The sequence below is a fragment of the Enterobacter sp. H2G27 genome (assembly GCF_054403075.1).
In genome coordinates this window covers 934,153-955,940 of sequence record NZ_JBSVSI010000001.1, presented here as the reverse complement: position 1 = coordinate 955,940, position 21,788 = coordinate 934,153, and the positions used below count along the sequence as shown (strand labels likewise).

General features: G+C 61.3%; 21 protein-coding genes. 9 read left to right on the top strand and 12 right to left on the bottom strand.

Annotated features, from left to right (window positions below):
• Positions 1–85 precede the first annotated feature (85 nt).
• Positions 86–1,285: an S-methyl-5-thioribose kinase gene (gene mtnK / locus ACW9E7_RS04430; protein ID WP_458727317.1), complete on the top strand. Its 1,200-nt coding sequence runs from the start codon at positions 86–88 to the stop codon at positions 1,283–1,285.
• 52 nt (positions 1,286–1,337) lie between these two features.
• Here mtnK and ACW9E7_RS04425 read toward each other — a convergent pair whose 3' ends face one another.
• From ACW9E7_RS04425 to ACW9E7_RS04410, 4 genes are read right to left on the bottom strand one after another with little or no spacing between them, the layout of a single operon-like run.
• Positions 1,338–2,579: an LVIVD repeat-containing protein gene (locus tag ACW9E7_RS04425; RefSeq protein WP_136195337.1), complete on the bottom strand. Its 1,242-nt coding sequence runs from the start codon at positions 2,577–2,579 to the stop codon at positions 1,338–1,340.
• Complete coding sequence (locus tag ACW9E7_RS04420) at positions 2,576–3,640, bottom strand: sugar ABC transporter substrate-binding protein (RefSeq protein ID WP_048026943.1); 1,065 nt, start codon at positions 3,638–3,640, stop codon at positions 2,576–2,578. The genes ACW9E7_RS04425 and ACW9E7_RS04420 overlap by 4 nt, the downstream gene beginning before the upstream one ends.
• A 19-nt stretch (positions 3,641–3,659) precedes the next feature.
• On the bottom strand, positions 3,660–4,655 hold the full coding sequence (locus ACW9E7_RS04415) for an ABC transporter permease (RefSeq protein WP_115874471.1): 996 nt from the start codon (positions 4,653–4,655) through the stop codon (positions 3,660–3,662).
• Positions 4,652–6,154 (bottom strand): sugar ABC transporter ATP-binding protein, encoded by a 1,503-nt coding sequence (locus ACW9E7_RS04410; protein ID WP_127729989.1) that lies wholly within the window; start codon positions 6,152–6,154, stop codon positions 4,652–4,654. Before ACW9E7_RS04410 ends, ACW9E7_RS04415 begins: the two co-directional genes overlap by 4 nt.
• 158 nt (positions 6,155–6,312) lie before the next feature.
• Here ACW9E7_RS04410 and ACW9E7_RS04405 point away from each other — a divergent pair, with 158 nt between their 5' ends.
• The 4 genes from ACW9E7_RS04405 to ACW9E7_RS04390 all read left to right on the top strand — a co-directional run bounded on the left by ACW9E7_RS04405 (position 6,313) and on the right by ACW9E7_RS04390 (position 9,067).
• The gene (locus ACW9E7_RS04405; protein ID WP_133293976.1) at positions 6,313–7,401 is read left to right on the top strand and encodes an oxidoreductase; all 1,089 of its coding nucleotides are present in this window, start codon (positions 6,313–6,315) and stop codon (positions 7,399–7,401) included.
• Positions 7,402–7,458: 57 nt separating this feature from the next.
• The gene (locus ACW9E7_RS04400; protein ID WP_458727316.1) at positions 7,459–8,202 is read left to right on the top strand and encodes an SDR family NAD(P)-dependent oxidoreductase; all 744 of its coding nucleotides are present in this window, start codon (positions 7,459–7,461) and stop codon (positions 8,200–8,202) included.
• Positions 8,203–8,385: 183 nt separating this feature from the next.
• Entirely contained in the window at positions 8,386–8,682 is a 297-nt protein-coding gene (locus ACW9E7_RS04395; protein WP_252092633.1) for a type II toxin-antitoxin system RelE family toxin, read from the top strand.
• The gene (locus ACW9E7_RS04390; RefSeq protein ID WP_127729982.1) at positions 8,663–9,067 is read left to right on the top strand and encodes a helix-turn-helix domain-containing protein; all 405 of its coding nucleotides are present in this window, start codon (positions 8,663–8,665) and stop codon (positions 9,065–9,067) included. The genes ACW9E7_RS04395 and ACW9E7_RS04390 overlap by 20 nt, the downstream gene beginning before the upstream one ends.
• Here the strand turns inward: ACW9E7_RS04390 and ACW9E7_RS04385 are convergent.
• From ACW9E7_RS04385 to entC, 7 genes are all read right to left on the bottom strand, one after another.
• Positions 9,064–9,261, bottom strand: coding sequence for a YbdD/YjiX family protein (locus tag ACW9E7_RS04385; RefSeq protein ID WP_458727315.1), 198 nt, complete (start codon positions 9,259–9,261; stop codon positions 9,064–9,066). The genes ACW9E7_RS04390 and ACW9E7_RS04385 overlap by 4 nt on opposite strands.
• A 96-nt stretch (positions 9,262–9,357) precedes the next feature.
• The gene (cstA, locus tag ACW9E7_RS04380; RefSeq protein WP_136195333.1) at positions 9,358–11,463 is read right to left on the bottom strand and encodes a pyruvate/proton symporter CstA; all 2,106 of its coding nucleotides are present in this window, start codon (positions 11,461–11,463) and stop codon (positions 9,358–9,360) included.
• A 149-nt stretch (positions 11,464–11,612) separates the two neighbouring features.
• Complete coding sequence (gene entH, locus ACW9E7_RS04375) at positions 11,613–12,026, bottom strand: proofreading thioesterase EntH (RefSeq protein ID WP_127729977.1); 414 nt, start codon at positions 12,024–12,026, stop codon at positions 11,613–11,615.
• Positions 12,027–12,782: a 2,3-dihydro-2,3-dihydroxybenzoate dehydrogenase EntA gene (gene entA / locus ACW9E7_RS04370; protein ID WP_252092632.1), complete on the bottom strand. Its 756-nt coding sequence runs from the start codon at positions 12,780–12,782 to the stop codon at positions 12,027–12,029. It lies immediately after the preceding gene.
• The gene (locus tag ACW9E7_RS04365; protein ID WP_458727314.1) at positions 12,782–13,636 is read right to left on the bottom strand and encodes an isochorismatase; all 855 of its coding nucleotides are present in this window, start codon (positions 13,634–13,636) and stop codon (positions 12,782–12,784) included. The genes entA and ACW9E7_RS04365 overlap by 1 nt, the downstream gene beginning before the upstream one ends.
• A gap of 10 nt (positions 13,637–13,646) precedes the next feature.
• Entirely contained in the window at positions 13,647–15,257 is a 1,611-nt protein-coding gene (gene entE / locus ACW9E7_RS04360; protein WP_458727313.1) for a (2,3-dihydroxybenzoyl)adenylate synthase EntE, read from the bottom strand.
• A 9-nt stretch (positions 15,258–15,266) separates the two neighbouring features.
• Positions 15,267–16,442, bottom strand: coding sequence for an isochorismate synthase EntC (entC, locus tag ACW9E7_RS04355; protein ID WP_458727312.1), 1,176 nt, complete (start codon positions 16,440–16,442; stop codon positions 15,267–15,269).
• Positions 16,443–16,630: 188 nt separating this feature from the next.
• Between entC and fepB the strand changes: the two genes are divergently transcribed.
• A complete protein-coding gene (gene fepB, locus ACW9E7_RS04350) occupies positions 16,631–17,590 on the top strand; it encodes a Fe2+-enterobactin ABC transporter substrate-binding protein (RefSeq protein WP_143344812.1) in 960 nt (319 codons plus the stop codon).
• Between the two features lie 46 nt (positions 17,591–17,636).
• Here the strand turns inward: fepB and entS are convergent, their stop codons facing one another.
• The gene (entS, locus tag ACW9E7_RS04345) at positions 17,637–18,884 is read right to left on the bottom strand and encodes an enterobactin transporter EntS (RefSeq protein WP_133293969.1); all 1,248 of its coding nucleotides are present in this window, start codon (positions 18,882–18,884) and stop codon (positions 17,637–17,639) included.
• 108 nt (positions 18,885–18,992) lie between these two features.
• On the opposite strand from entS, the gene fepD reads away from it, so the two are divergent.
• The 3 genes from fepD to fepC are packed head-to-tail and all read left to right on the top strand — an operon-like array spanning position 18,993 to position 21,777.
• Positions 18,993–19,997 carry a Fe(3+)-siderophore ABC transporter permease gene (fepD, locus tag ACW9E7_RS04340; RefSeq protein WP_458727311.1) on the top strand — a complete coding sequence of 335 codons (1,005 nt, stop codon included), beginning with the start codon at positions 18,993–18,995 and terminating at the stop codon, positions 19,995–19,997.
• Entirely contained in the window at positions 19,997–20,986 is a 990-nt protein-coding gene (gene fepG / locus ACW9E7_RS04335) for an iron-enterobactin ABC transporter permease (protein WP_458728367.1), read from the top strand. The genes fepD and fepG overlap by 1 nt, the downstream gene beginning before the upstream one ends.
• Complete coding sequence (gene fepC, locus ACW9E7_RS04330) at positions 20,983–21,777, top strand: iron-enterobactin ABC transporter ATP-binding protein (protein ID WP_136195328.1); 795 nt, start codon at positions 20,983–20,985, stop codon at positions 21,775–21,777. The genes fepG and fepC overlap by 4 nt, the downstream gene beginning before the upstream one ends.
• Positions 21,778–21,788 lie beyond the last annotated feature (11 nt).

The following is a 21,788-nucleotide window of genomic DNA, read 5'->3' as shown; positions in this document are numbered from 1 at the left end:
GTTGTTGTAGCACATTGTGTCAGGATGAAATCCAGATGTATAGACGTCTACATGTCTTAATTTAAAAACTCGTGAGGAGCAGGCCATGTCGCAATACCGTACCTTTACCGCTCAGGACGCCGTGGAGTATGCCAGGCAGTTTGGCGGACTTGACGATCCTTCATCGCTGGTAGAGGCGCAGGAGATTGGCGACGGCAACCTCAATCTGGTCTTTAAAATTTTCGACAGCGCGGGCGTGAGCCGCATCATCGTAAAGCAGGCGCTGCCCTACGTGCGCTGCGTCGGCGAGTCCTGGCCGCTGACGCTGGACCGCGCCCGTCTGGAGGCGCAAACCCTGGTCGAGCACTACCGGCACAGCCCGCAGCACACCGTGAAAATCCACCACTTTGACCCGGAACTGGCGGTGATGGTGATGGAAGATCTCTCCAGCCATCGCATCTGGCGCGGCGAGCTGATCAAAAATAATTATTACCCGCTGGCGGCGCGTCAGCTGGGTGAATACCTCGCGCACGCGCTGTTCTACACCAGCGATTTCTACCTGCACCCGCACGAGAAGAAAGCGCAGGTGGCGAAATTCATCAACCCGGAGATGTGCGAGATCACCGAAGATCTGTTCTTCAACGATCCGTACCAGATCCACGAGCGCAACAGCTACCCGGCCGAGCTGGAAAATGACGTCGCGGCGCTGCGCGACGACGCCCAGCTGAAAATTGCCGTGGCCTCCCTGAAGCACCGCTTCTTCTCGCACGCCGAAGCGCTCCTGCACGGCGATATTCACAGCGGGTCGATTTTTGTGGCGCACGGCAGCCTGAAGGCCATCGACGCCGAGTTTGGCTACTTTGGCCCGATTGGCTTTGACGTCGGTACCGCCATCGGCAACCTGCTGCTGAACTTCTGCGGCCTGCCGGGGCACCTGGGCATTCGCGATGCCGCCGCCGCGCGCGAGCAGCGCCTGACCGATATTCAGGAGCTGTGGAACACCTTCGCGGAACGCTTCCAGGCGCTGGCAAACGAGAAAGCCCGCGACGCCGCGCTCGGCGCGTCGGGTTACGCCTCCGCGTTCCTGAAAAAGGTCTGGCATGACGCCATCGGCTTCTGCGGCACCGAACTCATTCGCCGCAGCGTCGGGCTTTCCCACGTCGCGGATATCGACACCATTCAGGACGAGGCGATGCGCCACGAATGCCTGCGCCACGCGATAACGCTCGGTAAAGCGCTGATTGTGATTGCCGACCGCATCGACAGTGCGGAAGATCTGGTGGCGCGGGTGCGGCAGTACAGTTGATTTTCACCCTCTCCCTGCGGGAGAGGGCCGGGGTGAGGGCATCAAACTGCGCTTACCCCAAATACTCAATCACCGACAGCCCGCCGTTATAGTCCGTGCTGTAGATAATTCCCTGCGCATCCACAAACACGTCACACGACTGGATCACCTGCGGGCGATTCGGTCGAGTATCCATCATTTTCTCCGGTGCCGCAGGCACCAGCGCCCCCGTTTCAACCGGTCGATACGGATTGGAAATGTCATACGCGCGCACGCCCGCATTCTGATAGGTGGCAAAAATTAGCGTTGAGCTGACAAAGCTCCCCGGCCGGTTCTCGTGCAGGTTATGCGGCCCGAAATGCGCCCCTTTCGCCACGTAGTCGGTTTCATCCGGCTGGGGGAAGGTAGAAATACTGACCGGATTCGACGGCTCGCGGATATCAAACAGCCAGATCAGCTTCTCGCCGTCTTCCTGGTTATCGAGCACCGCTTCGTCCAGCACCACCAGCAGATCGCGGTCGGGCAGCGGCAGCGCGGTGTGCGTGCCGCCGCCAAACGGCGGGCTCCAGTTACGGTGGCTAATGAGCTTAGGCTGGGTACGATCCTTCACGTCCAGCAGCGTCAGGCCGCCGTCGCGCCAGCTGCCGTACGCGGTATCGCCTGCAATAATCGCATGGTGGAGCGCGTAGCGTTTCCCTTCCGGCCAGTTCGGCTGTTCACCTTCAGCCTGGTTCATCCCCGGCAGCCACCAGCGCCCTGCCACCTCAGGCTTACGCGGGTCGGCCAGGTCGATCGTCAAAAAGATGTAGTCGGTAAAGCCGTCGATCAGCGCCGACACGTACGCCCAGCGTCCGCCGACGTACCAGATGCGGTGGATGCCGATACCGCTCAGCGACAGAAAACCGATTTCGCGCGGGTTGTCCGGCGTGGAGATATCAAAAACGCGAAGCCCCGCGCTCCAGCCTTTGTCCTGCACGTCGCTCACGGTCTCGCCCACCTGCCGGGTGTAGTAGACCTTCTCGTCGGCAAAACGCGCATCGGCAAAAAGATCCCGCGCGTTGATGACCAGCAGGAGATCGTCATGCGCCTGGAGGTGCACGTTCCAGGTGCCCGGCGGTGCGGGCACGTATCCCGCCGCTTTCGGGTTTTTCGGATCGCGCACGTCGACAATCGAAAAGCCCTGCGACACCATATGGCCTATATAGGCGAAACCGCGATGCACCATCAGCTGCACGCCGTCCGGGCGACCACCCTGATCGCTATGGCCAATCAGCCGCATATTGCGGCTGTATTCGGGCGTAGGGAGCTCGCTCATTTATTTTTCGCTTCCAGCGTCGCAAACCACGGCGCGATAAAATCTTCCGTCTGGCCCCAGCCCGGAATGATTTTGCCCAGCGACGCCACGTTCACCGCGCCCGGCTGGGCGGTCAGCAGCGCCTGCGGAATGGCGGCTGCCTTAAAATCGTAGGTCGCTGGCGTCGCTTCCCCGGCAATCTTGTTCGCCACCAGACGCACGTTGGTCGCGCCAATCAGCTTCGGATCCACCGCCACGCTCACCTTCCACGGGCTGCCCGGCTCGCGCATCAGCTGCAGATCCTGGTTAGAGATGTCGATGCTGTAGAGCTTAATCTCGGTGCGGCCGTTCTCTTTCAGCGCCTTATACGCGCCCTGGCTGAAGGCGTCCCAGGTTCCCCAGATGGCATCGATTTTGCCTTTCGGGTATTTAGCGAGGATTGCGCCCACCTTGTTGGCGGTGTCGCCCTGCACGTCGGAAGAGACCGCGCCGATAGACTCCAGCTCTTTAATGTCCGGATACTGTTTTTGCAGCTCTTTATAGGCCGCCTGACGACGTTCCATCGGCGGGAAGCCCGCCACCCACAGCTTGACGATATTGGCCTTGCCGTTGAAATCTTTCGCCAGCTGGCCGAAGGAGAGGTTCGTCAGGGAGGCATCATCCTGCTGGGTAACGGTCACGCCCGGGATCTCGCCGTTGACGGCGGTATCAAATACCGCGACCTTAATCCCGGCGTCCACCGCCTTCTTCACCAGCGCGGTGGAGTACGGATCGCGGCCCTGAGACAGGATAATCCCGTCGTACTTCTGGCTGATGGCCTGGTTCACGAAGTCCTGGAATTTGGCGTCGTCCCCGTTGCTTAAAAAGGTGCTGACCTTAAAGCCGAGCTTCTTCCCTTCCTGAATGGCCCCGGCAATAAACTGCGTGGTGTTGTCGTCTGAGCCGAGGTTACGGATCACCGCGATGCGGATCGGGCCGTCATGGTTGGCAATGGCCGCCGGAAGCGGTGCGGGCGTGGCCGCGAAGCCAGGCAGAGCGGTGAATAACCCTAATGCCACCAAAGAGAGTGCAATCTTTTTCATTTTTTATCCCGTTGTGTTGTCAGCGTTTTTGTATGTAGGTAATCGCCAGCGCTACCGCGAGCACCAGCCCTTTTATAATGTCCATGGCGTAATACGGCACGGAGAGCATCACCAGCCCGTTCGACAGCACGCCGAGAATAACCGCCCCGACCAGGGTCCCCAGCGCGTTCGGCTTGCCGGACCCGGCCAGCGAGAAGCCAATCCACGCCGCCGCTACCGCATCCATCAGATATCCGCCGCCTGCGTTCACCTGCGACGAGCCAATGCGCGAGGCCAGCAAAATCCCGCCCAGGCCCGCCAGCAGCGAGGCAATCACGTAGGCCGCCACCTTGTAGCGGGTGGTGCGAATGCCGGAGAGACGCGCCGCTTCCGGGTTACCGCCAATGGCGTACATCCGGCGTCCATGAGTGGTGAGCGACAGCCCCAGCTGTGCCAGCACGGTCACCACCAGCATGACGATCACGATGGTCGGCACCTGTCCCAGCAGGCTGAACGTCGCCGGAATAGTCCCTTCCGCCATATCGCCGCTCGGCAGCACCATGTTTTCGGTAATCGACCCGCCGTAGCTGTAGGTCATCGCCACGCCCTGGATCACAAACAGGCTGGCCAGCGTCGCGAGCATGTCCGGAATGCGCAGGATGACGATCAGAAAGGCGTTAAACAGCCCCACCAGCGTGCAGAGCGCGAGGGTAATCAGAATCGACTCGGTGGTGCCGAAGCCGTGCCAGACGAAAAGGGAAATCACCAGCGCGTTCGCCAGCGACGCGGTAGACCCCACGGAGAGATCGAATCCGCCGATGGTCAGCGAAATCGACACGCCTATGGCAATCACCGTCACGATGGCAATCGAGCGCAGGATATTGATGATGTTATTCGGATCGAGGAAGCTGTCCGACGCCAGGCCAAAGACGGCCACCAGCGCGACGACGGTCAGCAACATGCCCCACCTGTAGAGAAAATCGAAAATCTGCTGACGGCCAGACGCCGTCGCGTTTACTGAAAGGGCCTTGCTCACGACGCCGTTCCTCCGGTTGAATAATAAAGTAATGTCTCTTCACGGGCCTCGGTCCCGGCGATTTCCGCCACGATGCGCCCGTCCCACAGCACGCAGATGCGGTCGCACAGCCCGACCAGCTCGGCAAATTCGCCGGAGGCGTAAATCACCCCTTTGCCCTCGCGCGCCAGGCCGTCAATCAGCTGGAAAAGATCGGTTTTGGCCTTCACGTCCACGCCTTTGGTCGGCTCGTCGAAGATCAGCACGCTCGCGTCATTGCGCAGCCACTTGCCGATAGCCACCTTCTGCTGGTTACCGCCGGAGAGACGTCGCAAAACCTGCCCGGGACCGCGCGCGCGAACGCCGACGCGGGCGATCACCTCCTCCGCCCAGCGCCACGCCTGACGATGGCCGAACAGGCTCCAGCGCGAGAAGCTGTTATCAGCGCACACGGCAAGGTTCATGCTCACCGGCTCGTCGATAAAAATACCCTCTTTACGCCGCTCTTCCGGCACCAGCGCCAGCCCGCGCAGCACCGAGTCCGCCGGATCGCGCGGCTGCCAGGGCTGTTGATTCAGCTCACCGCGCGCCACGCGGCTTTTGCTGGCGCCAAACAGCGCCTTACAGAGTTCGGTTTTTCCCGCCCCCGCCAGCCCGGCAATACCAAGAATTTCGCCCTTGCGCAGGTGCAGGGAGATATCTTTCAGCAGCGCGTCGTCGTGCAGACCTTCTACCCGCAGGAGCGTCTCTTCGCCGTGCGGTGGCCGCGCGGGCGGATAGATATCGCTCAGCACGTGGCCGAGCATCTTCTCGACGATCGCTTCTCCGCTAAGATCGGCCATCGGTCCGGACTCAATCAGCTTGCCGTCGCGCAGCACCGTCAGGGTGTCACAGATGGCCTTCAGCTCGTGAATGCGGTGGGAGATAAACACCACGCCGATGCCCTGCTGCTTTAAGCGTCTGACTACCGCAAACAGGCGCTCGCTCTCGTGCGCGTCCAGCGGCGCGGTGGGCTCATCAAGAATCAAAAAACGGCAGTGGTGGGATAGCGCCCGCGCCAGCAAAATCTGCTGCTTTTCGGCAAGCGTGCAGCTGTCGATGGAACGGCGTACGTCCAGAGAAACATCCAGCTGCGCCAGCGCCTGTCTCGCCTGCTGACGGATCGCGCGCCAGCTGAAGCGATGCCCCGGCTGCGCCAGCTGGTCGAGCATGATGTTCTCGGCGATGCTTAACCCCGGGATCAGCGCCACGTCCACCTCCTGCTGCACAAGGTGGATCCCCAGCCGTTTGGCATCGAGCGGTTCGCGGATGTTTACCGGCTGGTTGTTAATGCTGATCTCGCCCTCATAGTGGTCGTGCGTCCCGCACAGCACCGCCATCAGCGTCGATTTTCCCGCGCCGTTGGCGCCGGTCAGCGCATGTACGGAGCCGCCGGATAAGGTGAAATTCACGCGCGACAGCGCCTGAAAGCCGGAAAAGGCCAGGCTGATACCGCGCATTTCAAGGCGACTGGAAACCATCCGCGTAAATCCTTCATTACTCTTCTGATTTATCGAATTTTTCACAGCTCCGGTTGACTGACAACGACGGAAAAGGCATAAGTTAAAGCGAAATATTATTAGCCATCCAGATGTCCAGACATAACATCGGGTTAGCGCTTCCCAAAAAGGACACCATCATGAGCAACACCGATATCCGCGTCGTGCCTGGCCCGGCGAATTACTTCTCTCATTCCGGAAGCCTTGCGCATCTGAATGACTTCTTTACCCCTGAACAGCTTTCCCGCGCGGTGTGGATCTACGGCGAGCGCGCGATCGAAGGCGCGCGCCCTTTCCTGCCGGAGAGCTTTAATGCGCCGGGGGCGAAACACCTGCTGTTTAAAGGCCACTGCAGCGAGCGCGACGTCACCCATCTGGTGAATGAATCCGGCAGCGACGCCAGCGTGGTGATTGGCGTTGGCGGCGGCGCGGTGCTCGATGCCGTCAAGGCCGTGGCGCACCGCTTAGGAGTGCCGTTCGTGGGCATCCCCACTATTGCCGCCACCTGCGCGGCGTGGACCCCGCTCTCGGTCTGGTACAACGATGCCGGTCAGGCGCTGCATTTTGAGATCTTCGACGACGCCAACTTCCTGGTGCTGGTGGAGCCGCAGATCGTCCTTAACGCACCCGCGGAGTATCTGCTGGCGGGCATCGGCGATACGCTGGCGAAGTGGTACGAAGCGGTAGTGCTCGCCCCGCAGCCTGAAAAGCTGCCGCTGACCGTGCGGCTGGGCATCAACGGCGCGCTGGCTATCCGCGACGTGCTGCTGGAGCACAGTGAGGAAGCCCTGGCTGACCAGCAGCGCGGTGAACAGACGCAGGCGTTCCGGGACGTGGTGGATGCGATTATCGCAGGCGGCGGGATGGTCGGCGGTCTGGGCGAACGCTATACCCGCGTGGCGGCGGCGCATGCGGTGCACAACGGTTTGACCGTGCTGCCGCAGACTGAGAAATACCTGCACGGCACCAAGGTGGCCTACGGCATTCTGGTGCAGAGCGCCCTGCTCGGCCAGGACGACGTGCTGGCACAGCTGGTCTCGGCGTATCGGCGTTTTAACCTGCCGACCACGCTTCGCGCGCTGGAGGTCGATATTAACAGCCGAGAGGAGCTGGATAAGGTGATTGCCCACACCCTGCGTCCGGTGGAGTCAATTCATTATCTGCCGGTGACGTTAACGCCCGACGTTCTGCGCGCGGCGTTTGAGAAGGTGGAATACTTCAGCCGTTAATCTCCCTGACCGTCTATACCTAATGATGATTCTTACCACTCTCGTAACGAGGTCATCATGCAGATCGATTTAACAGGTAAAAAGGCGCTGGTTACCGGTGCCAGCCGCGGGTTGGGTCGGGCTATTGCACTGTCGCTGGCGCGCGCCGGTGCGGATGTGATTATTACGTATGAAAAATCTGCCGATAAAGCCCAGGCGGTCGCTGAGGAGATTAAGGCGCTGGGACGACACAGCGAAGCCGTGCAGGCCGACAGCGCCAGCGCACAGGCGATTCAGGATGCCATCACCCATGCTGCGCGTTCCCTTGGCGGGCTGGACATTCTGGTCAACAACGCCGGGATCGCGCGCGGCGGCCCGCTGGAATCCATGACCCTGGCGGACATCGACGCGCTCATCAACGTCAACATTCGCGGCGTGGTGATCGCCATTCAGGAAGCGCTGGTGCACATGTCTGACGGCGGGCGCATTATCAACATCGGCAGCTGTCTGGCCAACCGCGTGGCGATGCCGGGTATTGCCGTTTACTCGATGACCAAGTCTGCCCTCAACTCCCTCACCCGCGGCCTGGCGCGCGATCTGGGGCCGCGCGGTATTACCGTTAACCTTGTCCACCCCGGCCCCACCAACAGCGATATGAACCCGGAAGACGGCGAACAGGCGGAAGCTCAGCGCCAGATGATCGCCGTCGGCCACTACGGCCAGCCGGAAGACATCGCGGCGGCGGTCACGTTTCTTGCCAGCCCAGCCGCCGGGCAGATCTCCGGTACCGGCCTGGATGTGGACGGCGGGTTGAACGCCTGATCGCAATCTCCATGCAAGCCTCTGTCGCCCGGCAGAGGCCTTTTCGAGCCGCCTCGACGGTATGCGTTTTGCCTCTTACCTGTATTTTTTCTCCGCTCTACAGTACCCCATAAGAAATTCGGAATTTATCTAATAGTCTTATTATTTCCTTATATTTTGTGTGGGCGTACAGTGGAGGTACGGATGAAGATTGTCTGGTCAAAGAATGCAAAGAAAGAGTTTTCCAAAATCGATGGCCGATATCAGCGAAGAATCAAAGCAAAACTTGCTGAGCTGGACGATCGCTCAGCTCCCCGGCCCGATATCAAAAAAATATCGGCAACAGAAAATCATTTTCGGCTACGCGTTGGCGATTACCGCACTCTGATTACACTTCGGGACGATCCCGATAACCATTGTTATGTTTTGGCCGTCAAGCGCAGAACATCAACGACCTACCTTCACGAGGAGAAAGCCCCCTATGGCTGTTCAGCTAATTAAGGACGATGACGGAAAAGCGCAGTACGTCGTTATTCCCTATGATGAATACTTTCGTATGTGCTTACAGATGGCAGAAATTGACGACGAAACCGATGATGATCTAGAGGATATTGAAGTCGAACATGATTGTTATGATGACGTAGGATTACCTGGTGAAGTATGCGACGTCATGCATAACGAGAACGTCAGCCTGCAGGCCGCGTGGCGTATCCTGCGCGGGCTATCCCAGCAGGAGGTGGCGGAGAAACTCGGCATCAGCCAGTCCGCCGTGTCACAGCTGGAAGCGCTGGACTCCCGTCCGCAAAAGCGCACCCGCGAAAAGCTGGCGGCGATCTACGGCTGTAAGCAAGAACAGATCAGCCTCTATTTACCGAAAGAGGGTTAACAGCACTTCGCCCCGCCCTTGCCGCCGTAGCGGGCGTCCTGGCGGTCACGGAAAAATTCTTCGTAGGTCATGGGCGTCTGTTCCGGATGATTGACGCGCATATGCTCGACGTAGTTGTCGTAGTCCGGCACGCCAATCATCATTTTAGCGGCCTGGCCCAGGTATTTACCTGCTCTGGAAAGAGTGTCGAACATAATCAGTTTCTCGTTTGTTTCCGGCCCTCTCCCGGAGGGAGAGGCCGGATAAGAAATGTAGGCCGGGTAAGGCGAAGCCGCCACCCGGCACACGGGTTAATGCGCCCCTTTGGCCTGGGTCACAATCTCTTCCAGGTTTTCAGGCATCGGCTCGTACGGCGTCTCTTTCGCCGTTGGCTTATCATTTTTCAACGCCGCCAGCGCGGTCCTGAGAGAATACAATGCCAGCACCACGACCACCACCATAAAGAAGATGGTCAGCCCGGCGTCCAGACGGTTGTTAAACACCAGCTGCGACAGCTGCGATTCGGTGTACTGCGCCGGGATCTTGCCGCTGTCGATCATCGCCTGGAACTTGTTGGCAATCGCCAGGAAGCCCACCTTGTTATCCGGGCTGAAGGCCTTCTGCCAGCCCGCCGTCAGGGTACAGATCAGTAGCCACGCGGTCGGCACCAGCGCCACCCACGCGTAACGCTGGCGCTTCATCTTGAACAGCACCACCGCGCAGAGCATCAGCGCCATGCCCGCCAGCATCTGGTTGGCGATACCGAACAGCGGCCACAGGGTGTTAATCCCGCCCAGCGGATCGACCACGCCCTGATGCAGGAAATACCCCCACGCCAGCACGCACAGGGCCGTCGCCAGCAGGTTAGCCGGGAGCGAATCGGTCCGCTTCAGGTTCGGGGAGATGACGCCCAGCAGATCCTGCAGCATAAAGCGCGCCGCACGGGTTCCCGCATCCACCGCCGTCAGGATAAACAGCGCTTCAAACAGGATGGCGAAGTGATACCAGAACGACACGTCCATCAGCCCGCCCAGCGCGCCGTGAAGAATATACGCCATGCCGACCGCCAGCGTCGGCGCGCCGCCCGCGCGGGAGATAATCGACTGCTCGCCCACTTCGCTGGCGATGCTCGTCAACGTATCAGGGGTGATCGCAAAGCCCCAGCCGCTCACCACCTGCGCGGCAGACGCTACCACGTCAACGGTGCCGGCCGGGGCCAGTACCGCCATCGGGCTGTTCATCGCGAAATACACGCCCGGGTCGATAATGCAGGCGGAGACCAGCGCCATAATGGCCACGAAGGACTCCATCAGCATACCGCCGTAGCCGATCAGGCAGGCCTGATTTTCATTCGCCAGCATCTTCGGCGTGGTACCGGAGGCAATCAGCGCGTGGAAGCCCGACACCGCGCCGCAGGCGATGGTGATAAACAGGAACGGGAAGAGATTGCCGGTCCAGACAGGGCCGGTACCGTCGATGAATTTGGTTAATGCAGGCATGGTCAGGGTCGGGCGCATAATCAGAATGCCGATCGCCAGCCCGACAATAGTGCCGATTTTCAGGAACGTTGAGAGATAGTCACGCGGAGCCAGCAGCAGCCATACCGGCAGCACCGCCGCCACAAAGCCATAGCCCACCAGCATCCAGGTCAGCTGTACGCCGGTAAAGTCGAAGAACGGCGCCCAGGTCGGGCTTTCCGCCACCCAGCCGCCGGAGATAATGGCGAACACCAGGAATACCAGGCCAATCACCGACACTTCACCAATCCGACCCGGACGCAGGTAGCGGATGTAGATCCCCATGAACAGCGCCAGCGGAATGGTAAAGGCAACGGTATACGTTCCCCACGGGCTGTGGGTCAGCGCTTTCACCACGATCATCGCCAGCACCGCGAGGATGATCACCATGATCATAAAGGTCGCCACCAGCGCAATCACCCCGGCAGTGGCCCCCATCTCCTCTTTCACCAGCTCACCCAGCGAACGTCCGTCGCGGCGGGTAGAGACGAACAGCACCATAAAGTCCTGCACCGCGCCTGCCAGCACCACGCCCGCCAGGATCCAGATCATCCCCGGCAGGTAGCCCATTTGCGCCGCCAGCACCGGCCCCACCAGCGGGCCTGCCCCGGCAATCGCCGCAAAATGGTGACCGAACAGCACTTTCTTATCGGTCGGCACGTAGTCCAGACCGTCGTTATGGCGAACGGCAGGCGTCATGCGCGTTGCGTCAACGCCCAGGACGTTCTTCGCGATATAGCGGCCATAAAAACGATAGGCGATCAGGTAAACGCAGACCGAGGCGACGACGATCCAGAGCGCGTTGATCTGCTCCCCCCGGTTGAGGGCGATGTAGCCCAGGGCAAAGGCTCCCACAACGGAGAGCCCTGCCCATGTAAGGTATTTCCCTGAGTTGTTCATAGTTGTTGTCCGTTGTTGTGAAACAGTGAGATGTTACATTTTGTTTCTAGAACAACCGGAAAAATTTAACAACTTTGAAACGCAATAATGCGTGGTCAAACCAGAGATTTACACCACAGTGTTAAGCCGATCACTTTGATCTGCCTGGGTTAGCCCAGCACCATCGTACTTAACCGGCAGGTGCAGCACCGCCGCCCCTGCTCGTCGAAGACCACAATCTCCCAGCTCTGGCTCGAACGCCCAAGATGCAGCGGCTGACACACGCCGCGAACCTTACCGTGGGAAACTGCCCGATGATGCGTGGCGTTCAGCTCCGTTCCCACCACGCTCTGCCCGTCGCGGGTCATCAGAAATCCGGCCATTGAGCCGAGCGTTTCCGCCAGCGCCGCCGAGGCACCGCCGTGAAGCAGGCCAAACGGCTGATGGGTTCGCGCATCTACCGGCATCTCCGCTTCCAGCGTGTCATCCCCGAGGCGGGTATAGATGATGCCCAGGTTCGCCACCAGGGTATTCACGCTGGTGGCGTTCAGTTCTTCAAGCGATAAATGACGTTTCCAGATCATTTATGCCCCCAGCGTGGAGCCGCCGTCCACCACGATATCCTGCAGGGTGATGTGGCTGGCGGCATCGGAGGCAAGGAACAGCACGGTCGCAGCTATCTCCTGCGGGCGGGCAATTTTGCCCAGCGGAATGCCGAGCTTAAACTGCTCGCCGAAGCCGCGGATGCGCTGCTGTTCCGCATCGTCGCTTTTCCACAGGGTGCGCTGCATATCGGTGTCCGTTGAGCCCGGCGACACCAGATTGCAGCGCACGCCGCTGCCCGCCAGCTCCAGCCCGACGGTCAGGGCCAGGCTTTTCAGCGCCGCTTTCGATGCGCCGTAGGCGCTCATGCCGATGCGCGGCGCGTGCGCCGCGTCGGAGGCCACGGTGACCATCGCCCCGCCCTGCTGGCGGCGAAACTGGCCCATCGTCTGCTGGAAAAGGTTGAACGCGCCGCCGACGTTGACCGCGAAGGTATGCTGCCAGTCATCCTGCGAGAGCTGGTCCGTCGCCCCCATGCGCAGAATGCCCGCGGCGTTGACCAGCACGTCCAGCCGTTCGAGCGAAGCCAGCGCGCGCCCGCACACCTCATGTACCTGTGCGGCATCCGCCACGTCCAGCGTTTCGGTGGCAAACGGATAGTCATCCTGCGGGAAGGCCAGATCGAACCCGGTCACCTGTGCGCCTGCTTCGGCAAACGCCAGTGCAGTCGCGTAGCCAATCCCCTTCCCCGCGCCCGTCACCCAGACGGTTTTGCCGGTAAAATCGAATCCCGCCATTACTTCACCTCGCGGGAAAGCAGCGCCCACCAGGCGTCGAGAGTGGGATTTTTTGCCAGCATCACGAAGTCGATATCGCCGTGCACTTTGCGCCAGCGGGCGGCAAGCGCCATCATGCGCACTGAATCCAGGCCGTAGTCGATCAGGTTTTCGTCATCCATCGGCTCGTCGGACTCGTCCAGCAGCGGAAGGATCAGCTCGCGCAGCGCGGCTTTCGAGGCCGGAACGGACGGCAGCAGCTCGTCGGTCATCACCACGCGGCCCGAGCGTCCGGCCACGTAGTTCAGGGACATCAGGTGCTCGTCACGGGTGAAATCTGCCAGCGCGTCGGCAATAAAGAACGGCTTAATGTCGCGCATAAAGGCGTCGGTGGCGGTGGTCATGCAGCCGATGTGAGCGTACACGCCGGTAATCAGCAGCTGGTTGCGGCCCGTCTCTTTCAGCATCTGCTCCAGCGACGAGCGGTGAAATGCGCTGTAGCGCCACTTCACCAGCACCGTGTCCGCTTCGTCCGGGGTCAGCTCGGCGACGATGCGCTGCTGCTCCGGCGAGCGGGTCAGGCCCGGCCCCCACATGTCGTTCAGCAGGGCGCGGTCTTCATCGCTCTGCTCTTTTGGCTGCGCGGTGTAGTAAACCGGGATATTGTGTTCTTTGCAGTACGTGCGCAGTTTAGCGATGTTCGCTACTACCTGCTGCATCATCGCGCTATTTTCGCCCCAGAAGTTCAGGAAATACTCCTGCATATCGTGGATCAGCAGCGCCGCGCGCTCGGGCTCAAACGCCCAGTTCACCTTGTTGGTCGGCAACTCTGCGGCGGTTGGCAGCGCGTAAGCGGTTAATTTTGGGATGGCCATACTCTGTTCCTCAGCCCCGGGCGCGTTCAGCAAGCCACAGGCGCAACTGTTTCTTATCGACTTTGCCGACCGGCGTTAGCGGGAGCGCATCCACGCTCTCCACGCGGTCCGGCAGCTTGAATTCGGCAACGCCCTGCTCGCGCAGGAAGCGACGCACCTCGACCGCGCGCAGGGGCTGTTTCACCACCAGATACGCGCAGCTCTTCTCGCCCAGCAGGCTGTCCTCCATGCTCACCAGCGCGGCGTGGATCACCGACTCATGGCGCAGCAGCAGGTTCTCGATCTCTTCGGCGGCGATCTTCTCCCCGCCGCGGTTGATCTGATCTTTCTCACGACCCTGCACGGTGATGTAGCCCTGCTCGTCAATGGCGATCAGATCCCCGGAGCAGTAAAAGCCGTCGGCGTCGAAGGCGCTGGCATTGTGTTCCGGGCTGTTGAAATAACCGCGGAAGGTATACGGGCCGCGCGTCATCAGGCGTCCGACCTCCCCGCGCGGCAGCGGGTTGCCATGCTCGTCGGCCACCCACACTTCGTCGTCCGGGCACATCGGGCGGCCCTGGGTGTTGATGATGCGCTCCGGCGCGTCGTCGAGCGCGGTGTAGTTCACCAGCCCTTCCGCCATGCCGAACACCTGCTGAAGCTGGCAGCCGATTTCCGCCGGAATGCGCGCCGCGAGCGTGGCGGAGAGGCGCGCGCCGCCCACCTGCAGCAGCTTCAGTGATTTAAGCTGCGCGCTGCCCGCGCCGTCGGCAATCGCCTGCAGCCAGAGGCTCACCGCCGGCGGGACCAGCGAGGTGACGTTAATCTGATGTCGTTCAATCAGCGGGAAGCAGAGCGTAGCGCTCGGATCGTTCGCCAGCACCACGCAGCCGCCCGCGGTGAAGACGCCTAGCGATCCCGGCGAACTCATGGCGTAGTTGTGCGCCGCGGGCAGCGCGTTCAGGTAACGCGTTTCGGCGGTAATGCCGCAGATCTCGTTGCTGCGGCGGATGCTGTAGTCGTAGTCGTTATGCGTGCGCGGGATCAGCTTCGGCGTGCCGGTGCTGCCGCCGGAGAGCTGGAAGAAGGCCACTTCGTCGGCGGGCGTCGGGTTCGGGATGAAGTTGTCCGCGGGACGGGCCATCGCCGCTTCCAGGGCATGTTCACCCTTATCGCCGCGCAGGAGCACGACGCGTACCGAACGGTGTTCATCCACGAAAGCGTTGAGGAAGTCATCGCCCGCAAACAGCGCATGGTCGCGATCGGCGATCAGCACGGCGGGGTTGATCTGCGCCGCGTAGGCGTTCAGCTCGCTGCGCTGGTGGCTAAAGAGCGCGTTGACCGGCGCGACGCCGATTTGCAGCAGCGCGAAGAAGGTGATGTAGAACTCGGCCACGTTGCCAAGCTGCACCAGCGCGGTCTCGCCGCGATGCAGCCCACGCCCCTGAAGGGCTGAGGCCAGGTTGTTCACCGCCTGATTCAGCGCGCGGTAGGTGATGTGCCGCTCGCCGTCAATTATCGCCACGGCATCGCTGTCCGCGCGATCCGTCAGGATGTGGGTCAACGGCAGATCCTGCCAGTAGCCTTTTTCACGGTAGCGGCGGGCAAATGCCTCAGGCCAGCGGGTAAAGGGAATGGTCATGAGTCTTCCTTAGTGCAAACCAAATACGTTGAGCATGGTGGAGAGCTTCACGCCCGTCTCGCGCCACTCGCCCACCGGCGAGGAGGCAGGCACAATGCCCGCGCCGGCAAACAGGCGAACGGTATTTTTATGCAGACGCGCGCAGCGGATGGTCACCACCCACTCGCCGTTGCCTTCGCTGTCGCACCAGCCGACGATGCCGCCGAACAGCTCGCGGTCGAACGGCTCAAGCTCGGCGATCAGTTCTTTCGCCGCCTGATGCGGGAAACCGCTAAGCGCCGGGGTCGGGTGCAGAAGGCAGGCCAGGGTCAGGGCGTTTTCGTTTTCACGCGCGTCACCTTCAACCGGCGTCGCCAGATGCCACAGCGTCGGCGTGGTAATCAACTGAGGAGAATCAGGCATGGTGAGATGATGGCTGCGCGGTGCCAGAATGGCCTTCATCGCCTGGGTCACCAAATCGTGCTCGTGGCGATCCTTTTCAGAGGCCAGCAGCTTATTGCCCGCTTCGCGATCTAATACATCATCGGGCTGACGACGCGCCGAGCCTGCCAGCGGCAGCGAACTAAAGTGCGCGCCCTCTTTGCGCAGCAGCAGTTCAGGGCTGGCGCCGAGGAGCACGCCGCCGTCTTCCAGCGGCACGTGGAAGTTGAAGCTCGCCGGGTTCTGGGCGATCAGGCGCTCCATCAGGGCGCCGCTGTCCATGTTTTTGTCGGTCGCGATATCAATCAGGCGCGACAGCACCACCTTGTTCACCTGCGGTGTGGCGGTGAGCGACGCGGCGCGAGCCACCATCTCTTCGAAAACGGGCTGCGGCGGGATCTCGGTGCGTTGTTCCACCTTCAGTGCCTGCGCGCCGGAAAAATAGCGTGCAGACTGCTGACGTGCCGGACGGGAAAAGGTCTGCCAGCGTTGGGGAATAAACAGAGAGGACGGCTTGCGGGTATCGAACGGGATAGCCCCTACCATCACCGGATGAGCGATACCGCTGGCTTTCGCATTCAGGAAGGCCTGGGCTAATTTTTGCTGGAAGCGACCCGCCGGATCGTCACCGCCAACTGCGGGTTCACTGAAGCGGGCAAAGCAGCCGGACGTAGTAAAGCTGCGGTAAGGCGACATAAAGAAAAAACGGTCTGATTCCAGCGTGGTTGCGGCGTGCTGAACTTCCTCAGCCAGGGACGTATCCATATCATCCTCCTTAAAATGATAAAAGAAGCAATAATGATTATCATTTATATTTTCGTCGGCTAACCTAATCCCACATCGCTCCGCTGTCAACCGTCGGGCAAATAACTTGTGCGACAAAAGCTTGCATCCAGATGCTGCAACCATGAAAATGAGAAGCATTATCCTCAACAAAAACAGGATCCCGCGCTGTGAAATTCCCTGCCATTTTCCGTAATCCCCTGCTTTTATTGGCACTTTTTGTTTTAGGACTTACCTCAGCCGCTGCCGCCGACTGGCCGCGTCAGGTGACTGACAGCCGCGGCGTTCACACGCTAGAGAGCAAACCGACGCGCATTGTCTCTACCAGCGTGACCTTAACCGGCTCCCTGCTGGCGATTGACGCCCCGGTCGTCGCCAGCGGCGCGACCACGCCGAACAACCGCGTTGCCGATGCGCAGGGCTTTTTGCGCCAGTGGGGCGATATTGCGAAACAGCGTCAGGTTGCGCGGATGTATATTGGCGAACCGAGCGCCGAAGCGGTCGCCGCACAAATGCCGGATCTGATTTTGATCAGCGCCACCGGCGGTGATTCCGCGCTGGCGCTGTACGATCAGCTCTCCGCCATCGCGCCGACGCTTATCATCAACTACGACGACAAGAGCTGGCAGGCACTGCTGACGCAACTGGGCACCATCACCGGGCAGGAAAAACAGGCCGAAGAGCGCATTGCCGCGTTTGATAAACAGCTCGCGCAGGTGAAACAGCAGATGAAGCTGCCGCCGGAGCCGGTGAACGCCATCGTCTACACCGCCGCCGCGCACAGCGCCAACCTGTGGACCGCAGAATCGGCGCAGGGCAAGCTGCTGCAACAGCTGGGCTTTACGCTGGCGGACCTGCCCGCCGGTTTGCAGACCTCAACAAGCCAGGGCAAGCGGCACGATATTATCCAGCTGGGCGGTGAAAACCTGGCAACGGGACTGAACGGCGAAGGGCTGTTCGTGTTTGCCGGCGACCAGAAAGATGTGGATGCGATTTACGCCAACCCGCTGCTGGCGCATCTGCCGTCGGTGAAAAACAAACGGGTTTGGGCATTGGGAACCGAGACGTTCCGCCTGGATTATTACAGCGCGATGCTGGTGTTAGACAGATTGAATACGTTGTTTAAGTAGGCATTTTCCCACCCTCTCCCTGTGGGAGAGGGCCGGGGTGAGGGCATCAGGCCACACCGTCGTTCAACACAACCTCCTGCCTGAACCGCCGCAATTTCACCAACGCCACTAACAAAATCACGCCAACCATCGCTAACGCAAACCCGCTGCTGCTCGCCGACGCCGCCGGGGTCATTATCGCCCCCAGCCCGCCGAGGATCGCCGCGCCAATCGCATCGCCCGTGACGTTCTGCGCCGTCCACAGGCCGTTGATGCGCCCGAGCATCCCTTCCGGCGTCTGGGTCTGGATCAGGGTGTACTGCAGCAGCGAACTGATGGCGCTCAGCCAGCCGAAAATCACCAGGCACAACACCCCGAGCGCCCACGCCGGCATCAGGCTAAAGAAGCCGATGGCGATAAACGACGCCAGAGTGGCAAGCAGCATAATCAGCCCCGGACGCGCGCTCTGCGCCAGGTTGCCGCTGGTCAGCGCCCCGCACGCCGCGCCGAGCGGAATGGCCGCGTAGAGAATGCCAATCTCCGAGGCGCTCATCTGCCACTCTCCCGCTAATGCCGGATACAGCACGCGCACGGCGCTCGCCATGGTCAGCAGGCCGCCGAGCAGCGCAATGCCGCCAATCAGCGGGTTGCTGAACAGGAAACGAATCGCGGCCATCAGCGATTTCAGGGGATGCTCGCGCGGCTGCGGCGGAGGCGGCAGCAGCGGCAGGCGCAGCAGCGTCAGCGTGGTGATAAAGGTCCCTGCCGCCGCCAGCCCGTAGTTCCACGCCACGTTGCCGGTCGCCAGCAGCAGGCCGCCCACCATCGGTGAAATCACCGAGCCGAGGCGCACGGTGAGCATGGTGATCGCCCCCGCCTGCATCAGATTTTCTCGCCCGACCAGCGCGGGCGTGGCCGCCAGCAGCGCCGTCACGCCCAGCGAGGCGAAAAAGCCGTCCCACAGCCCCAGGGCATAAATGGCGATCAGCGACGGCTCAGGCAGCATGGCGTTCAGACACAGCCCGATAAAGCCCACGCCGCAGGTGCCGCGCGCCAGCAGGATCAGCTTCTTGCGCTCGTAGCGGTCCGCCAGCACGCCGCCAACCATCAGGCCGATAAACATCGCCCCGCCGGTTAAGGTAACCGATAATCCCACCAGCCAGCTGGAGTGCGTCATGGTCTGGATCTGGACCGGCACGGCCACGCCGAGCAGGCCGAGGGATAAAATGGAGATAAAGCGAGCGATAAACACGGCGCGATAGGCCGGGTGCGTTTTGAGCAGGCTGAGGTTAAGCAGCCAGGATTTTTGATTCATGACAAAGCCTTGAGTGTAATTCTACCCATTCCATGGGCGCACATGCTAACATAGCCAAATAAGATAGATAACGATAATCACTATCATTATCAAATCATGGATGTTGCTATGTCGTTTTCCTCTTCTTCGGTGCGCGCCATTGCCGTGCCCGTTTTATTGCTGCTGTTGATCTTTGCGACTGCACTCAGCCTGCTGGTCGGCGCGAAGCCGCTTCCCGCGTCCGTCATCGTTGATGCGCTCACTGGCACCTGCCAAAGCGCTGACTGCACTATCGTGCTCGACGCTCGCCTGCCCCGCACCCTTGCCGGGCTGCTGGCCGGTGGCGCACTCGGCCTTGCCGGTTCCCTGATGCAAACCCTCACCCGCAATCCGCTGGCGGACCCCGGCATTCTCGGCGTTAACTCTGGCGCCAGCTTTGCCATCGTGCTCGGAGCGGCGCTGTTTGGGTTTACTTCTCCCTCTGAACAGCTGGCGATGGCTTTCTGCGGCGCGCTGGCCGCCTCGCTGCTAGTGGCGTTTACCGGCAGCCAGGGCGGCGGCCAGCTGAGTCCGGTACGCCTGACGCTGGCGGGCGTGGCGCTCGCGGCGGTGCTGGAAGGCTTATCTAACGGCATCGCCCTGCTCAACCCGGACGTCTACGACCAGCTGCGCTTCTGGCAGGCCGGCTCGCTGGATATCCGCACCCTTGAAACCCTGAAAGTGGTGGCGTTCCCGGTCATTATTGCTGCCGCCGTGGCGCTGTTTTTAAGCCGGGCGCTGAACAGCCTGAGCCTCGGCAGCGACACCGCCACCGCCCTCGGCAATCGGGTAGCGCGCACGCAGCTGATTGGTCTGCTGGCCATCACCGTCCTGTGCGGCAGCGCGACCGCCGTGGTCGGCCCGATTGCCTTTATCGGCCTGATGATGCCGCACATGGCGCGCTGGCTGGTGGGGACGGATCACCGCTGGTCGCTGCCGGTCACGCTGCTGGCTACTCCTGCGCTGCTGCTGTTTGCCGACGTGCTGGGTCGCCTGCTGGTGCCGGGCGAGCTGCGCGTCTCGGTGGTCAGCGCCTTTATCGGCGCGCCGGTGCTGATCTTCATGGTACGACGTAGACGCGGAGGTGGCGCATGATGGCCCCGTCCCGTCGTTTACTCACCAGCGTCTCGCTGCTAAGTATCCTCATTCTGCTGCTGGCGGTCTGGAGCCTGCGCAGCGGCGCGGTGACGCTCGATTTTTCTCAGGTGCTTAACGCCCTGCTCGGCAGCGCGCCGCGCAATATCACCTTGGTTGTCACCGAATGGCGCCTGCCGCGCGTGGCGATGGCGATTCTGGTAGGTGCGGCGCTCGGCGTCAGCGGTGCGATATTCCAGTCGCTGATGCGCAACCCGCTCGGCAGCCCGGACGTGATGGGCCTCAACACCGGGGCCTGGAGCGGCGTGCTGGTGGCGATGGTGCTGTTCGGCCAGCACCTGACGGCCATCACCTTTACGGCAATGGCGGGCGGCATTCTGACGTCGCTGGTTATCTGGCTGCTGGCCTGGCGCAACGGCATCGATACCTTCCGGCTGATCATTATCGGTATCGGCATCCGTGCGATGCTGATGGCCTTCAATACCTGGCTGCTGCTGCAGGCCTCGCTGGAAACGGCGCTTTCCGCCGGGCTGTGGTACGCAGGTTCCCTTAACGGCCTGACGTGGGGCAAAACCTGGCCCGCCGCGCCGCTGATTGTGCTGATGTTTATCGGCGCGCTGCTGCTGGTTCGCCGCATGCGGCTGCTGGAGATGGGCGACGACAGCGCCTGCGCGCTGGGCGTGAGCGTCGAGCGCTCGCGCCTGATGCTGATGCTGGTCGCCGTACTGCTGACCGCAGCCTCTACGGCGATCGCCGGGCCAATCTCGTTTATAGCCCTCGTGGCACCGCATATCGCGCGACGTCTTAGCGGGACGGCGCGCTGGGGATTAACCCAGGCGGCGCTGTGCGGCGCGCTGCTGCTGCTGGCCGCCGATCTCTGCGCCCAGCAGCTGTTTATGCCTTATCAGCTGCCGGTGGGCGTAGTGACCGTCAGCCTCGGCGGGATTTACCTCATCGTCTTGCTCGTTCAGGAGTCACGCAAGAAATGACAGATACAACCACTCGCTTGCGCGGCGAAAACCTCACCCTCGGCTACGGCAAAAAAATCATTGCCCGAGACTTAACCGTTGCCATTCCGGACGGCCACTTTACGGCAATTATCGGCCCGAACGGCTGCGGCAAATCTACCCTGCTGCGCACGCTGAGCCGCCTGATGACGCCGGTGGAAGGTAGCGTCTTCCTCGACGGGGAGCAGATCCAGCGCTTCGCCAGCAAAGAGGTGGCACGCCGCATCGGGCTGCTGGCCCAAAACGCCACCACGCCGGGGGACATCACGGTGCAGGAGCTGGTCTCGCGCGGGCGCTACCCGCACCAGCCGCTGTTTACCCGCTGGCGTAAAGAGGACGACGAGGCGGTGAACCGCGCGATGCAGGCGACGGGGATCGCCGATCTCGCCCGGCAGAGCGTGGACACCCTCTCCGGCGGCCAGCGTCAGCGAGCGTGGATTGCGATGGTGCTGGCGCAGGAGACGTCGATCATGCTGCTGGACGAGCCGACAACGTGGCTGGACATCAGCCATCAGATTGACCTGCTGGAGCTGCTGAGCGAGCTGAACCGCACGCAGGGGTACACCCTGGCGGCGGTACTGCACGATTTAAACCAGGCATGCCGCTACGCCACGCACCTGATTGCCTTGCGGGACGGTGAGATTGTGGCCCAGGGTGCGCCGAAAGAGATTGTCACGCCGGAGCTTATAGAGCGGATCTACGGCATGCGCTGCATGATAATCGACGATCCGGTGGCGGGTACGCCGCTGGTGGTGCCGTTAGGTCGGCGGTAATTGCCGAGTGG

Excerpts from the sequence above, each read along its gene's own strand:
- mtnK (WP_458727317.1), top strand. The coding sequence starts at position 86 with ATGTCGCAATACCGTACCTTTACCGCTCAGGACGCCGTGGAGTATGCC.
- ACW9E7_RS04420 (WP_048026943.1), bottom strand. The coding sequence starts at position 3,640 with ATGAAAAAGATTGCACTCTCTTTGGTGGCATTAGGGTTATTCACCGCT.
- ACW9E7_RS04365 (WP_458727314.1), bottom strand. The coding sequence starts at position 13,636 with ATGGCCATCCCAAAATTAACCGCTTACGCGCTGCCAACCGCCGCAGAG.
- ACW9E7_RS04385 (WP_458727315.1), bottom strand. The coding sequence starts at position 9,261 with ATGTTCGACACTCTTTCCAGAGCAGGTAAATACCTGGGCCAGGCCGCT.
- ACW9E7_RS04390 (WP_127729982.1), top strand. The coding sequence starts at position 8,663 with ATGGCTGTTCAGCTAATTAAGGACGATGACGGAAAAGCGCAGTACGTC.
- ACW9E7_RS04400 (WP_458727316.1), top strand. The coding sequence starts at position 7,459 with ATGCAGATCGATTTAACAGGTAAAAAGGCGCTGGTTACCGGTGCCAGC.
- entS (WP_133293969.1), bottom strand. The coding sequence starts at position 18,884 with ATGAATCAAAAATCCTGGCTGCTTAACCTCAGCCTGCTCAAAACGCAC.
- entE (WP_458727313.1), bottom strand. The coding sequence starts at position 15,257 with ATGACCATTCCCTTTACCCGCTGGCCTGAGGCATTTGCCCGCCGCTAC.
- fepC (WP_136195328.1), top strand. The coding sequence starts at position 20,983 with ATGACAGATACAACCACTCGCTTGCGCGGCGAAAACCTCACCCTCGGC.
- ACW9E7_RS04405 (WP_133293976.1), top strand. The coding sequence starts at position 6,313 with ATGAGCAACACCGATATCCGCGTCGTGCCTGGCCCGGCGAATTACTTC.
- entA (WP_252092632.1), bottom strand. The coding sequence starts at position 12,782 with ATGGCGGGATTCGATTTTACCGGCAAAACCGTCTGGGTGACGGGCGCG.
- ACW9E7_RS04410 (WP_127729989.1), bottom strand. The coding sequence starts at position 6,154 with ATGGTTTCCAGTCGCCTTGAAATGCGCGGTATCAGCCTGGCCTTTTCC.
- fepD (WP_458727311.1), top strand. The coding sequence starts at position 18,993 with ATGTCGTTTTCCTCTTCTTCGGTGCGCGCCATTGCCGTGCCCGTTTTA.
- ACW9E7_RS04425 (WP_136195337.1), bottom strand. The coding sequence starts at position 2,579 with ATGAGCGAGCTCCCTACGCCCGAATACAGCCGCAATATGCGGCTGATT.
- entH (WP_127729977.1), bottom strand. The coding sequence starts at position 12,026 with ATGATCTGGAAACGTCATTTATCGCTTGAAGAACTGAACGCCACCAGC.
- fepG (WP_458728367.1), top strand. The coding sequence starts at position 19,997 with ATGGCCCCGTCCCGTCGTTTACTCACCAGCGTCTCGCTGCTAAGTATC.
- entC (WP_458727312.1), bottom strand. The coding sequence starts at position 16,442 with ATGGATACGTCCCTGGCTGAGGAAGTTCAGCACGCCGCAACCACGCTG.
- cstA (WP_136195333.1), bottom strand. The coding sequence starts at position 11,463 with ATGAACAACTCAGGGAAATACCTTACATGGGCAGGGCTCTCCGTTGTG.
- ACW9E7_RS04395 (WP_252092633.1), top strand. The coding sequence starts at position 8,386 with ATGAAGATTGTCTGGTCAAAGAATGCAAAGAAAGAGTTTTCCAAAATC.